Source organism: Serratia sp. TSA_105.2, from assembly GCF_052692115.1.
The window spans coordinates 32,714-45,059 of the sequence record NZ_JBQZFT010000005.1; the positions used below are offsets into that span (position 1 = coordinate 32,714).

At 60.8% G+C, this 12,346-nt stretch carries 12 protein-coding genes and 1 other RNA gene; 9 read left to right on the top strand and 4 right to left on the bottom strand.

From position 1 onward, the window contains the following. Positions 1 to 113 precede the first annotated feature (113 nt). Positions 114 to 845, top strand: a complete 732-nt coding sequence (locus ACUTSC_RS16680; protein ID WP_025160209.1) for an oxidative stress defense protein — start codon at positions 114 to 116, stop codon at positions 843 to 845. Positions 846 to 893: 48 nt separating this feature from the next. On the opposite strand, the gene ACUTSC_RS16685 is transcribed toward ACUTSC_RS16680, so the two are convergent. Beyond that, on the bottom strand, positions 894 to 1,787 hold the full coding sequence (locus tag ACUTSC_RS16685) for a LysR family transcriptional regulator ArgP (RefSeq protein WP_004931613.1): 894 nt from the start codon (positions 1,785 to 1,787) through the stop codon (positions 894 to 896). 204 nt (positions 1,788 to 1,991) lie between these two features. On the opposite strand from ACUTSC_RS16685, the gene rpiA reads away from it, so the two are divergent. Next, positions 1,992 to 2,648, top strand: a complete 657-nt coding sequence (gene rpiA, locus ACUTSC_RS16690) for a ribose-5-phosphate isomerase RpiA (protein WP_039567261.1) — start codon at positions 1,992 to 1,994, stop codon at positions 2,646 to 2,648. A 292-nt stretch (positions 2,649 to 2,940) separates the two neighbouring features. Next, positions 2,941 to 4,179: a phosphoglycerate dehydrogenase gene (gene serA / locus ACUTSC_RS16695; protein WP_025304156.1), complete on the top strand. Its 1,239-nt coding sequence runs from the start codon at positions 2,941 to 2,943 to the stop codon at positions 4,177 to 4,179. Between the two features lie 48 nt (positions 4,180 to 4,227). Here serA and ACUTSC_RS16700 read toward each other — a convergent pair whose 3' ends face one another. The 3 genes from ACUTSC_RS16700 to zapA form a co-directional block, all read right to left on the bottom strand. Beyond that, positions 4,228 to 4,836 carry a 5-formyltetrahydrofolate cyclo-ligase gene (locus ACUTSC_RS16700; protein ID WP_060441302.1) on the bottom strand — a complete coding sequence of 203 codons (609 nt, stop codon included), beginning with the start codon at positions 4,834 to 4,836 and terminating at the stop codon, positions 4,228 to 4,230. Between the two features lie 52 nt (positions 4,837 to 4,888). Next, positions 4,889 to 5,071, bottom strand: a non-coding RNA gene (gene ssrS / locus ACUTSC_RS16705) — 6S RNA. Positions 5,072 to 5,111: 40 nt separating this feature from the next. Continuing rightward, positions 5,112 to 5,441, bottom strand: a complete 330-nt coding sequence (zapA, locus tag ACUTSC_RS16710; RefSeq protein WP_004931621.1) for a cell division protein ZapA — start codon at positions 5,439 to 5,441, stop codon at positions 5,112 to 5,114. Positions 5,442 to 5,760: 319 nt separating this feature from the next. Here zapA and ACUTSC_RS16715 point away from each other — a divergent pair, with 319 nt between their 5' ends. The 6 genes from ACUTSC_RS16715 (at position 5,761) to gcvH (ending at position 12,328) form a co-directional block, all read left to right on the top strand. Further along, positions 5,761 to 6,339, top strand: a complete 579-nt coding sequence (locus tag ACUTSC_RS16715) for a YecA/YgfB family protein (RefSeq protein ID WP_038871164.1) — start codon at positions 5,761 to 5,763, stop codon at positions 6,337 to 6,339. 55 nt (positions 6,340 to 6,394) lie between these two features. Further along, positions 6,395 to 7,708 carry a Xaa-Pro aminopeptidase gene (gene pepP, locus ACUTSC_RS16720; protein WP_197768478.1) on the top strand — a complete coding sequence of 438 codons (1,314 nt, stop codon included), beginning with the start codon at positions 6,395 to 6,397 and terminating at the stop codon, positions 7,706 to 7,708. A gap of 4 nt (positions 7,709 to 7,712) precedes the next feature. Continuing rightward, positions 7,713 to 8,891: a 2-octaprenyl-6-methoxyphenyl hydroxylase gene (gene ubiH, locus ACUTSC_RS16725; RefSeq protein WP_197768477.1), complete on the top strand. Its 1,179-nt coding sequence runs from the start codon at positions 7,713 to 7,715 to the stop codon at positions 8,889 to 8,891. Between the two features lie 80 nt (positions 8,892 to 8,971). After that, complete coding sequence (ubiI, locus tag ACUTSC_RS16730) at positions 8,972 to 10,174, top strand: FAD-dependent 2-octaprenylphenol hydroxylase (RefSeq protein WP_197768476.1); 1,203 nt, start codon at positions 8,972 to 8,974, stop codon at positions 10,172 to 10,174. 506 nt (positions 10,175 to 10,680) lie between these two features. Further along, complete coding sequence (gene gcvT, locus ACUTSC_RS16735) at positions 10,681 to 11,778, top strand: glycine cleavage system aminomethyltransferase GcvT (protein ID WP_197773503.1); 1,098 nt, start codon at positions 10,681 to 10,683, stop codon at positions 11,776 to 11,778. Between the two features lie 163 nt (positions 11,779 to 11,941). Next, positions 11,942 to 12,328 (top strand): glycine cleavage system protein GcvH, encoded by a 387-nt coding sequence (gcvH, locus tag ACUTSC_RS16740; RefSeq protein ID WP_063990680.1) that lies wholly within the window; start codon positions 11,942 to 11,944, stop codon positions 12,326 to 12,328. The last annotated feature ends 18 nt before the right edge of the window (positions 12,329 to 12,346 follow it).

The window sequence follows — 12,346 nt, forward strand, 5'->3', positions numbered from 1 at the left end:
CACTAATCCGAATTCAAAACGCCGCGTGATATGCTACGTTTGATGCCAGGAATCCGGCGGTTCTCACAGGGAAAAGCCGGCGATCAGAGACAGCCTGTCATTAAGGAGACACTGTGAAGCTAAAAGCATTGGCTATGGCCGCAATGGTCGGATTAGGGACGTTACCGATGGCGCTGCAGGCGGCTGAAGTGCCTGAAGGGCCGCACGTCGTCACCTCCGGCACCGCCAGCGTGGACGCCACGCCGGATATCGCCACCCTGGCGATCGAAGTAAGCGTTTCCTCCAAAGACGCCGCCCAGGCGAAGAAGCAGGTGGACGAGCGCGTGGCGCAGTACTTTGATTTCCTGCAGAAAAATAACATCGAGAAGAAAGACATCAGCGCCGCCAATCTGCGCACCCAGCCGGAATATGACTACCTGAAAACCGGCGAGTCGGTGCTGAAGGGCTACCGGGCGGTGCGCCAGGTGCAGGTGACCCTGCGTCAGTTGGACAAGCTGAACGAGCTGCTGGACGGCGCGCTGAAATCCGGCCTGAACGAGATCCGCGCGGTGGAGCTGGGCGTCGCCAAACCGGACGTGTATCGCGAGCAGGCGCGGCAAAAAGCGATCGAAAACGCGACTCAGCAGGCCGAATCCCTGGCCAAAGGCTTCCACGCCAAGCTGGGGCCGGTGTACAGCATTCGCTACCGGGTTGCCAACTACCAGCCGATGCCGGTGGCGCGGATGTATAAGGCGGCCGGTGCGGCGGCGGAAAGCGACGCGGCGCAAACCTATGAGCAGCAAAGCATTCACTTCGACGATCAGGTGGATGTGGTGTTCGAGCTGCAGCGCAACGCCGCGCAGTAAGGTGTTCGTATTGAAGAAAAGGTTCGCTGCGGCGAACCTTTTTTCGTTTTAATCCTGGCGCAGCACCTGGTGGCCGTGTTCCAGCAGCGCGTCGGTCACTTTGCGCATCATGCGGCTTTCCGGCGCGAAGCGGTGCCAGTACAGCATGCGGCGCTGGTACAGCCCCGGCGTCAGATCGATCAGTTCACCGGATGCCAGCTCCTTTTCGATCTGCAGGTGAGGGATCATACAGCAGGTTGTGCCCTGGCGTGCCAGCTGCACGAAGGCTTCCGACGAGTTCACGATGTGGCAGGGCACGCTGCCCGGCGACAGATCGAAGTTCTGCTGCAGGAACGCCTGATGCATGTCGTCGAGATGATCGAAGGCCACCGCCGGCGCTTTCAGCAGCGCGGAGCGGGTGACGCCGTTCGGGAAGTAGCGCTCGGCGAAGCCGCTGGAGGCCACGAACAGGTAGTCCAGCGCCCCCAGCCGATCCACCAGGCAGCTCGGCAGCGGCTGCGGCTGAATACTCACTGCGCCCACCACCTCACCGCGGCGCAGCCGCTCCTGGGTGCGGGTTTCATCTTCCACCTGCAGATTCAGGCGAATGGGGGAGTCCGCCAGCACCGGCTTCAGCGCCGGCAGCAGCCAGGTTGCCAGACTGTCGGCGTTGACCGCGAGCGACAGCAGCAGCGGCGTATCGACGCCGGTATCGTTGCCCAGCCACTCTTCTTCCAGCAATTCCACCTGATGCAGCAGCGCGAGCAGCTTTTGCCCTTGTTCGGTGGGGCGCGGCGGCACGGTACGGACCAGCAGCGGTTGGCCGAACAGATTTTCCAGCTGTTTGATGCGTTGGGATACCGCCGATTGCGTGATACAGAGTTTTTGAGCGGCGCGCTCGAAGCCGCGCTCACGGATCACCGCGTCCAGCGCTTGCAGCGTACGATAGTCTGGGCGTTTCATCGGAAAGATATCCCTTAAATTAGAATGATACCGGCACTATGCCACATTTTGCGCACGGCGCAGGTGGAAAAATCACGCCCCCACCTCGCCGCCAAGCGGGCAAAAATGCGGGCTGCGGTAAATAAGTGTGATCCTGCCGGCGTGAAAAACAGCGTTTTACCCTATAATACGCACACGTTTTCGTACAGAGGCAAGGGACATATTATGACGCAGGATGAACTGAAAAAAGCGGTGGGCTGGGCGGCGCTGGAATACGTGACGCCGGGCACCATCGTCGGGGTCGGTACCGGCTCTACCGCCGCCCACTTTATTGACGCGCTGGGCTCCATCAAGCACCAGATCGAAGGCGCGGTGTCCAGCTCCGATGCCTCCACCGCCAAGCTGAAAAGCCTCGGCATCCACGTGTTCGACAGCAACGAAGTGGATTCGCTCGATATCTACGTGGATGGCGCGGACGAAATCAACGGCCATATGCAGATGATCAAGGGCGGCGGCGCTGCGCTGACGCGCGAGAAGATCATCGCCGCCATCGCCAAGAAATTTATCTGCATCGTCGACGCCAGCAAGCAGGTGGACGTGCTGGGCAAGTTCCCGCTGCCGGTGGAAGTGATCCCGATGGCCCGCTCTTACGTGGCGCGCGAGCTGGTGAAACTCGGCGGCCTGCCGGAGTATCGCCAGGACGTGGTGACCGACAACGGCAACGTGATCCTCGATGTGCATAACCTGAGCATCACCGACGCCATCGCGCTGGAGAACAAGATCAACGGCATCGCCGGCGTGGTGACCGTGGGGCTGTTCGCCAACCGCGGCGCGGACGTGGCGCTGGTCGGCACCCCGGAAGGCGTGAAAGTGGTCAAATAAGCCTCCGCCGTCTGTGGCCCGGCAGTGCCGGGCCGCATAATTCTTCGGTTAAAATATCTTTTCTGAAAAACGGCAAATTTGGTGACTTATGTCACATTGTGAAACCTGACTCCCCAAAGCTTCTGCCGAAAACTTTCCCTATGGCATTTTCTGCCGTAAACCGCCATCAACGCTGCGCCTTGTCCTGCCGGGCAGGCAATCGTTTGTATTGCCGCCCGCGTTATTTTTGTTATGTTGGATGGGAGCTGTGTCGTCACAGCCGCTTCTGAAGTCTGAACATAGGGTCGGGTAAATGGCAAAAGTATCATTGGAGAAAGACAGGATTAAATTCCTGTTGGTGGAAGGGGTTCATCAGAGCACGGTCGATAATTTACGTGCCGCCGGTTATACCAACATCGAATACCACAAGGGTGCGTTAGACACCGAATCGCTGAAGGCATCCATCCGCGATGCACACTTCGTCGGCATCCGATCGCGTACGCATCTGACCGAAGAGGTGTTTGCCGCCGCAGAAAAACTGGTGGCGGTGGGCTGCTTCTGCATCGGCACCAACCAGGTTGATCTGAAAGCGGCGACCAAGCGCGGTATTCCGGTCTTCAACGCTCCCTTCTCCAATACCCGATCCGTGGCCGAAATGGTGCTGGGCGAGCTGCTGTTGATGCTGCGCGGCATTCCGGCCGCCAACGCCAAGGCGCACCGCGGCGTGTGGCACAAACTGGCCGTGGGCTCCTATGAGGCGCGCGGTAAAAAGCTGGGTATCATCGGCTACGGCCATATCGGCACCCAGCTTGGCATTCTGGCCGAAGGGCTGGGCATGAAGGTGTTCTTCTACGATATCGAGAACAAGCTGCCGTTAGGTAATGCGCAGCAGGTGCGCCATCTGTCCGATCTGCTCAATATGAGCGACGTGGTGACGCTGCACGTGCCGGAAACGCTGGCCACCAAGAACATGATGGGAGCGGAAGAGCTGGCGCTGATGAAACCAGGCGCCATTCTGATCAACGCCTCGCGCGGCACCGTGGTGGATATTCCCGCGCTGTGCGATGCGCTGGCCAGCAATCACCTGGCGGGCGCGGCGATCGACGTCTTCCCGGAAGAGCCGGCAACCAACAGCGATCCGTTCAACTCGCCGCTGTGTGAGTTCGACAACGTGCTGCTGACGCCGCACATCGGCGGCTCCACTCAGGAAGCGCAGGAGAACATCGGCGACGAAGTGGCCGGCAAGCTGGCGAAATACTCCGACAACGGATCGACCCTGTCCGCCGTTAACTTCCCGGAAGTGTCGCTCCCGGCGCATGGCCCGAACGCCAGCCGCCTGCTGCACATCCACGAAAACCGTCCGGGCGTGCTGACGCAGATTAACCAGATCTTCGCCGAAGAGGGGGTTAACATCGCCGCGCAGTATCTGCAAACCGGCCCGGAAATCGGCTACGTGGTGATCGACATCGAAGCGGAAACCGCGCGCGCCGACGCCGCGCTGCAGCGCATGAAGGCCATCGACGGCACTATTCGCGCCCGTCTGCTGTTCTGATTAGGCGGCATGCCGCAACGAAAAAGGCCGGAGCGATCCGGCCTTTTGCTATTTAGGTTCGTGCCACGCCCAGCTGCAGAGCGGGGTGAGGATTTCCGGTAGCGGGATATCCCAGTGCTCGGTCGGCAGGTGCTCCACCTGCTGGCAATCATGGGCCAGCCCGATGGGATAGGGGCCGTCGCTCTGCCAGTTTTGCAGGGTGCGATCGTAAAAGCCGCCGCCCATACCCAGACGCTGCCCGGTATGATCGAATGCCACCAGCGGCGTCAGCACGACGTCCAGCTCGCCCAGCGGCAACACCTGGCGCACATCGAGGCGCGGTTCGAGAATATTGAAGCGATTGCGCACCAGCGGCGTTTCCGGCGCATAGCGCAGGAACAGCAGATGGCCCGGGCTGAACGGGTGCAGCACCGGCAGGTAAACCCGTTTTCCGAGGGTCCACAGTTGCTCTATCAGCGGCCCGGTGTCGAGTTCACCGTCAAACGACAGGAATACCGCGATGCTGTGCGCCGCCTGAATGCGTGCATGTGCGGCAAGGCGCTCGGTTATCTTGTCTGCGGCAAAGCGTTGCTGATCCGGCGTAAGTTCGCGTCGGCGTTGGCGAATGAGTTGGCGAATGGCTTGGCGCTGCTGCGCGAATTGGGGTTGAAAAGGCATCGTATCAGGCTTGCTCAGTGTGGCGTTCGGCACACATAAACCGCTGAGAAGGGGAATCTCCGAGATGCCGTCGCAGGCTGTAACCCTTGAACCCATGGTTCAAGGTGAACGTGCCGTCGCAATCTTAAGGCTTCTCGGCGCACCGAGCGTGCTCACCGATCGCGGAGCAACACATTCTGTTTGTACTAAATATCGGCTCAGGGGACTGGCCCGCTGGCGAACATCTCAGAGAAATTTTGTACTCGTTGCCGAAACTGTGATTTCAACAACTTAAGTTATTCGAATTGTGCATCCTGACGTTCAGAGATGCGACCTTGTTCAAGCAGCGCTTGTTCAATGGTCTGCTGCAGCATCCGTATGCGTTGTTCCATATTGGACGCATAGTCACGGGTTTTCAACCGTTCTTGAGCAAGTTCGTGACAGACGTTCAATGCCGCGATGAAAACCAGTTGCTCAGTATTGGAGACTCTAGTGCGAACTTTAAGATCTTGCAACCGTTGGTTAAGATCGTCCGCCGCCATATTCAACGCATCTTGTTGTTCTGGCGGGCAATTGACTCTTAACGAGCGGCCAAAAATTTGAATATCTACCGGTTGTGCAGACATGCCACCTTCCTGCCTAAATTTCGCGCCAGCCTTGTCCGCCCTGGCCGGGCCGTCAAAGCGGGCGCCACTATATATACCTCGGTACCAAGATACAACCCCTTTTTCAGTACCTGGTTGTAATCTACTGTGGCGCACATTGCCAGTCAAAAAAGGGTTTCAAAATGCGTATTTACCGCACTTTCGCCACCCGACGGCGCAGTGTGAAACCTGCCACATCGCGATTATAACTAGCCACTGAGGTGTCGCGCTTATCTGGTATAGCGACGGACCTTGGTGGTAGCATAACACGAACTTATCCTGCCAACGATGACGAATGCGCATGTCTATACAGAATACATTTCCAAGTTACCAATCTTTGACCGTGGCCCTCAACCAGCAGTCGGTGGCGCTGACCGCGGCAGAAATGCATGGCCTGATCAGCGGCCTGTTGTGCGGCGGCAGCCGTGATGCCGGCTGGCAGGCGCTGGTGCACGATCTGACCAACGAAGGCGTCGCCTTCCCGCAGGCGCTCAGCCAACCGCTGCAACAGCTGTATGAAGTGACGCGCGAAACGCTCGAAGACGACGAATTCCTGTTCCAACTGATGCTGCCGGAAGGGGAGATCGTCAGCGTGTTCGACCGCGCCGACGCGCTGGCCGGTTGGGTCAACCACTTCCTGCTCGGCCTGGGGATGATGCAGCCGAAGCTGGCCCAGGTGAAAGACGAAGTCGGGGAAGCGATCGACGATCTGCGCAACATCGCGCAGTTGGGCTACGACGAAGACGAAGATCAGGAAGAATTGGAACAGTCGCTGGAAGAAGTGGCGGAGTATGTGCGGGTTGCCGCCATCATGTGCCACGGCGAATTCACCCGTCACAAACCAACGGCGCCGGAAAACATCAAACCGACGTTGCACTAAGCGTCTTATCGCCCCTCCGCCGGCGGTGCGGATGGCATGATTTCAGGAGAAGGTAATGACTCAGCAGGAATTCAACAACCGCCGTCAGGCGCTGTTGGCGAAAATGGCGCCGGCCAGTGCGGCGGTTATTTTCTCTGCGCCGGAAACGACGCGCAGTGCAGATTCAGACTATCCCTATCGGCAGAACAGCGACTTTTGGTACCTGACCGGCTTCAATGAGCCGGAGGCGGTGCTGGTGCTGATCAAAAGCGACGAAACGCACAACCACAGCGTGTTGTTCAACCGGGTGCGCGATCTGACGGCGGAAATCTGGTTTGGCCGCCGCCTGGGGCAAGACGCTGCGCCGGCGAAGCTGGGCGTGGATCGCGCGCTACCGTTCGATGAAATCAATGATCAGCTGCACCTGCTGCTCAACGGCCTGGACGTGGTCTACCACGCGCAGGGCGAATACGCCTACGCCGATCAGATCCTGTTCGATGCGCTGGACAAGCTGCGCAAGGGGTTCCGCCAGAATCTGCAGGCGCCGGCCACCGTGACCGACTGGCGGCCGTGGCTGCACGACATGCGCCTGTTCAAATCGCCGGAAGAGCTGGCGGTGATGCGCCGCGCCGGTGAGATCAGTGCGCTGGCGCATACCCGCGCGATGGAAAAATGCCGTCCTGGCATGTTCGAATACCAGCTGGAAGCGGAAATTCACCATGAATTCACCCGCCTCGGCGCCCGCTACCCGTCTTACAACACCATCGTCGGCAGCGGCGAAAACGGCTGCATCTTGCACTACACCGAGAACGAGAGCCAGATGCGCGACGGCGATTTGGTGCTGATCGACGCCGGCTGCGAGTATCAGGGGTACGCCGGCGACATTACCCGCACCTTCCCGGTCAACGGCAGGTTCAGCAAGCCGCAGCGCGCGGTGTACGACATCGTGCTGGCGTCGCTGTTGCGCGCTTTGGCATTGTTCAAACCCGGCACCAGCATCCGCGAAGTCAACGACGAAGTGGTGCGCATCATGGTGGTCGGGCTGGTGGAACTGGGCGTATTGAAAGGTGAAGTCGACCAGTTGATCGCCGAGCAGGCGCACCGGCAGTTCTTCATGCACGGGCTGAGCCACTGGCTGGGCCTCGACGTGCACGACGTCGGCCACTACGGCACGCCGAGCCGCGATCGGCTGCTGGAGCCGGGCATGGTACTGACCGTGGAACCGGGTCTGTACATTGCGCCGGATGCGGACGTACCGGCGGAATACCGCGGCATCGGCATCCGCATCGAGGACGACATCGTGATCACCGCCGACGGCAACGAAAACCTGACCGCCACCGTGGTGAAAGACGCCGATGCCATCGAGGCTTTGATGGCGGCGGCAAGGTAACGGAATGAGCGTAATTATCGTTGGTGGCGGTATGGCGGGCGCGACGCTGGCGCTGGCTATCTCGTCGCTTACTCAGGGAAGAATGGCCGTGGATCTGGTCGAGGCGACTCGGCCGGGCGACCGCAGCCACCCGGGCTTTGACGCGCGCGCCATCGCATTGGCGCAGGGTACCTGCCAACAGCTGGCGCGCATCGGCGTTTGGCCGGCGCTGCGCGACTGCGCCACGCCGATCACTCAGGTGCACGTCAGCGATCGCGGCCACGCCGGTTTCGTGAATCTGCAGGCGCAGGATTATCAGGTCGATGCGCTTGGCCAGGTGATCGAACTGCACGACGCCGGGCAGCGGCTGTTCGCGCTGCTGGCGAAGGCGCCGGGCGTTACGCTGCATTGCCCCGCGCGGGTGGTGGACGTGATTCGCACCGCAGAGCGGGCGGAGGTACAACTGGATACCGGTCTGCGCCTGTGCGGGCAACTGCTGGTGGCGGCCGACGGTTCGCGTTCGGCGCTGGCGCAGGCCTGCAACGTGCAGTGGCGGCAGGAGGACTATCCGCAGTTCGCCACCATCGCCAACGTCACCACGGCGGAAGATCCGCAGGGGCGCGCCTTCGAGCGTTTTACCCGCTACGGGCCGCTGGCGCTGCTGCCGATGTCGCAGGGGCGCAGTTCGCTGGTGTGGTGCCACGCGCGCGAAGATCGCGCCCGGGTGGATGCCTGGGACGACGAGCGTTTTATCGCCGAGCTGCAACAGGCCTTCGGCTGGCGGCTGGGGCGTATCCTCAAGGCCGGTAAACGGCACAGTTATCCGCTCAGCCTGCTGACCGCCGATCGCCATGTCAGCCATCGTCTGGCGCTGGTGGGCAACGCGGCGCAGACGCTGCACCCGATCGCCGGGCAGGGGTTCAACCTCGGCCTGCGCGACGTGATGTCGCTGGCGGAAACGCTGGCGGAAGCGGTAGACAGCGGCGAAGACGCCGGCGGTTATGCGCTGCTGAGCCGCTATCAGCAGCGGCGGCAAAACGATCAGCAGGCGACGATTGGCGTGACCGACGGATTGATCCGCCTGTTCGCCAACCGTTATGCCCCGCTGGTGGTCGGCCGAAATCTGGGGCTGATGGCGATGGAGCGTTTGCCGGCGGTGCGCGACGCCTTCGCCAAGCGCACGCTGGGCTGGGTGGAACGTTAGACACAGAATCGGGCGCCCTGTGGTGCGCCCAAAACGCGGCGCGGCAAGGCGTCGCGCGTTATTTAAGGAAATCGAGCAGCATGCAATCATTTGACGTGATTATCGCCGGTGGCGGTATGGTGGGGCTGGCGTTGGCCTGCGGCCTGCAGGGCAGCGGATTGCGCGTGGCGGTGCTGGAGCAGCGCCAGCCGGACATGGCGCCGCCGTCGGAACAGCCAGCGCTGCGCGTCTCCGCCATCAATGCCGCCAGCGAGCGTTTGCTGCAGCACATCGGCGTGTGGGACGACATTCTCCAGCTGCGCGCCAGCGCCTACAACGCGATGGAAGTATGGGAGCGCGACAGCTTCGGCAAAATCGCCTTCCGCGGCGACGAGTGCGGCTTCAGCCACCTCGGCCACATCATCGAAAACTCGGTGATCCAGCAGGCGCTGTGGAAACGCGCCGAAAGCCTGTCGGACATCACGCTGATTACCCCGGCCGCGCTCAAGCAGGTGGCGTGGGGCGAGAACGACGCCTTCGTCACGCTGGAGGATGGCCGCATGCTGACTGCTCGGCTGGTGATCGGCGCCGACGGTGCCCAGTCGTGGCTGCGCCAGCACGCCGACATCCCGCTCACCTTCTGGGATTACCGCCACCATGCGCTGGTTGCCACCATTCGCACCGAAGAGCCGCATCAGGCGACGGCGCGGCAAATTTTCCACGGCGACGGCATTCTGGCGTTCCTGCCGTTCAGCGATCCGTATTTGAGTTCCATCGTCTGGTCGGTGACGCCGGAAGACGCCGAGCGGCTCAAACAGCTTGAGCCGGAGCAGTTCAACCGCGAACTGGCGATGGCCTTCGATATGCGTCTGGGCGCCTGCAGCCTGGAAAGCGAGCGGTTGGCGTTCCCGCTGACCGGCCGCTATGCGCGCAGCTTCGCCGCGCACCGCCTGGCGCTGGTGGGCGATGCGGCGCATACCGTGCATCCGCTGGCCGGGCAGGGCGTGAACCTGGGCTTTATGGACGCCGCCGAGCTGATTGCCGAACTGCGCCGCCTGCAGCGGCAGGGCAAGGATATCGGCCAGCACCTCTATCTGCGCCGCTATGAGCGCCGCCGCAAACATGGCGCGGCGGTGATGCTGGCCAGCATGCAGGGTTTCCGCGAACTGTTCGACGGCAACCACCCGGCCAAAAAGCTGCTGCGCGACGTGGGGCTGCGGCTGGCGGACAGCCTGCCGGGCGTCAAGCCAAAGCTGGTGCGTCAGGCAATGGGCCTGAACGATCTGCCCGAGTGGCTTGCCTGATACCTGCCTTCTGCGAGCCCCCAGCGGGCTCGTGCTTCTCGCCTTATGCCATCGTCTTTCCTTATATAACCCTTCATTTGAAATAATCTAATTTCAGCCGCTTTTTATCATTACTTTTTCTAATTCCATGTTCGGTTATCAAAAGTCGGAATCTCATGTGCGGCCGTCGGTTTGTTATATAACTTCGGAGTTTTGCCGCTTTAATTGTTAATTTTGTGCCTTAAAGCGCATTTTTCCAGTGAAAAACTCTGCACACTAGCCCGGCATTTTACCGCCCTGGAACGGCGATGAGCCTATTTTAACTTATGGTTAATGTGGTCGTTCGGTGATAAGTTCGAGGGAAAGGTATCGTTTGCGTCACGGCGGTTGCACGCAGTTTCCGCCCGTCCCGGCGCAGCATTTGTGTTGAGCAGTCAGTGCGCCATGGCGATCGGGCCGCGAGCCAGGCTCCGCCGCATTGCGTGGCAGCACCCTAACTTCTAGCGACGAGTGGAAAGAGGGAAAAGATGGCAAAGCAAACCCCACTGTACGACCAGCACGTGGCGTGCGGTGCGCGCATGGTAGACTTTCACGGCTGGATGATGCCGCTGCACTACGGCTCGCAGCTCGATGAGCACCACGCGGTGCGTCAGGATGCCGGTATGTTCGACGTGTCTCACATGACCATCGTGGATCTGCACGGCGCCCGCACCCGAGAGTTCCTGCGCTACCTGCTGGCGAACGACGTCGCCAAACTGACCCAACCCGGCAAGGCGCTGTACACCGGCATGCTGAATGCCTCCGGCGGCGTGATCGACGACCTGATCGTTTATTTCCTCACTGAAGACTATTTCCGCCTGGTGGTGAACTCCGCCACGCGCGACAAAGACCTGGCCTGGATCGAAGAGCACGCCGCGCCGTATGGCGTTGCGCTGACGGTGCGCGACGATCTGGCGCTGATCGCGGTACAGGGCCCGCAGGCCAAAGAGCGTGCCGGCACGCTGTTCACCCCGGAACAAAAAAGTGCGGTCGAAGGCATGAAGCCGTTCTTCGGCGTGCAGGCCGGCGAGCTGTTCATCGCCACCACCGGTTACACCGGCGAGGCCGGCTATGAGATCGCGCTGCCGAAAGAGCAGGCGGCGGATTTCTGGCAAAAATTGCTGGCCGCGGGCGTCAAGCCGGCCGGTCTGGGCGCGCGCGACACGCTGCGTCTGGAAGCAGGCATGAACCTCTACGGGCAAGAGATGGACGAAGGCGTTTCACCGCTGGCCGCCAACATGGGCTGGACCATCGCCTGGCAGCCGGAAGATCGTCGTTTCATCGGCCGCGAAGCGCTGGAACAACAGCGCGAGCAGGGCACCGAGCAACTGGTCGGCTTGATCATGACGGAAAAAGGCGTATTACGTAATGAGCTGCCGGTGCGTTTCACCGACGCGGCGGGGCAAACCCACGAAGGCGTGATCACCAGCGGTTCGTTCTCTCCGACGCTGGGCTTCAGCATCGCGCTGGCGCGCGTGCCGTCAGGTATCGGCGAGCAGGCCATCGTGCAGATCCGCAACCGTGAAATGCCGGTCAAAGTGACCAAGCCCGGTTTTGTTCGCGCCGGCAAGCCGCTGACAAATTGATTTTTATTGATTCTTCCCTAGGGATTTCGCGCTGCGGCTAGGCGGCAACTGCGCGAGTCCTCGGGAGCTTACTGCGGTAAGTGACCGAGGTGAACGTACGCAGCCAACAACGCTGCAGTGTGAAAGACGACGGGAAATTATTTCTTCGAAGGAGTAACCGGCTATGAGCAATGTGCCAACAGAATTGAAATACGCATCCTCCCACGAGTGGGTTCGTTCAGAAGGTAACGGCGTTTACACCGTAGGCATTACCGAACACGCGCAGGAACTGCTGGGCGATATGGTGTTTGTCGATCTGCCGGAAGTGGGCCGCAACGTCGCCGCCGGTGAAGATTGCGCCGTGGCGGAGTCCGTCAAGGCGGCGTCGGACATTTACGCGCCGATCAGCGGCGAAATCGTGGCGGTGAACGGCGAGCTGGAAAGCTCCCCGGAGCTGGTGAACAGCGAGCCCTACGGTGACGGCTTCCTGTTCCAGATTAAAGCCGCCGACGAAGGCGAGCTGGCGAACCTGCTGGACGCCGCGGCTTATCAGGCCTCGATCGACGAGTAATCGTGACCACGCCCCGGG

Excerpts from the sequence above, each read along its gene's own strand:
- serA (WP_025304156.1), top strand. The coding sequence starts at position 2,941 with ATGGCAAAAGTATCATTGGAGAAAGACAGGATTAAATTCCTGTTGGTG.
- ubiI (WP_197768476.1), top strand. The coding sequence starts at position 8,972 with ATGCAATCATTTGACGTGATTATCGCCGGTGGCGGTATGGTGGGGCTG.
- zapA (WP_004931621.1), bottom strand. The coding sequence starts at position 5,441 with ATGTCTGCACAACCGGTAGATATTCAAATTTTTGGCCGCTCGTTAAGA.
- pepP (WP_197768478.1), top strand. The coding sequence starts at position 6,395 with ATGACTCAGCAGGAATTCAACAACCGCCGTCAGGCGCTGTTGGCGAAA.
- ACUTSC_RS16715 (WP_038871164.1), top strand. The coding sequence starts at position 5,761 with ATGTCTATACAGAATACATTTCCAAGTTACCAATCTTTGACCGTGGCC.
- gcvH (WP_063990680.1), top strand. The coding sequence starts at position 11,942 with ATGAGCAATGTGCCAACAGAATTGAAATACGCATCCTCCCACGAGTGG.
- ACUTSC_RS16685 (WP_004931613.1), bottom strand. The coding sequence starts at position 1,787 with ATGAAACGCCCAGACTATCGTACGCTGCAAGCGCTGGACGCGGTGATC.
- rpiA (WP_039567261.1), top strand. The coding sequence starts at position 1,992 with ATGACGCAGGATGAACTGAAAAAAGCGGTGGGCTGGGCGGCGCTGGAA.
- ubiH (WP_197768477.1), top strand. The coding sequence starts at position 7,713 with ATGAGCGTAATTATCGTTGGTGGCGGTATGGCGGGCGCGACGCTGGCG.
- gcvT (WP_197773503.1), top strand. The coding sequence starts at position 10,681 with ATGGCAAAGCAAACCCCACTGTACGACCAGCACGTGGCGTGCGGTGCG.
- ACUTSC_RS16700 (WP_060441302.1), bottom strand. The coding sequence starts at position 4,836 with ATGCCTTTTCAACCCCAATTCGCGCAGCAGCGCCAAGCCATTCGCCAA.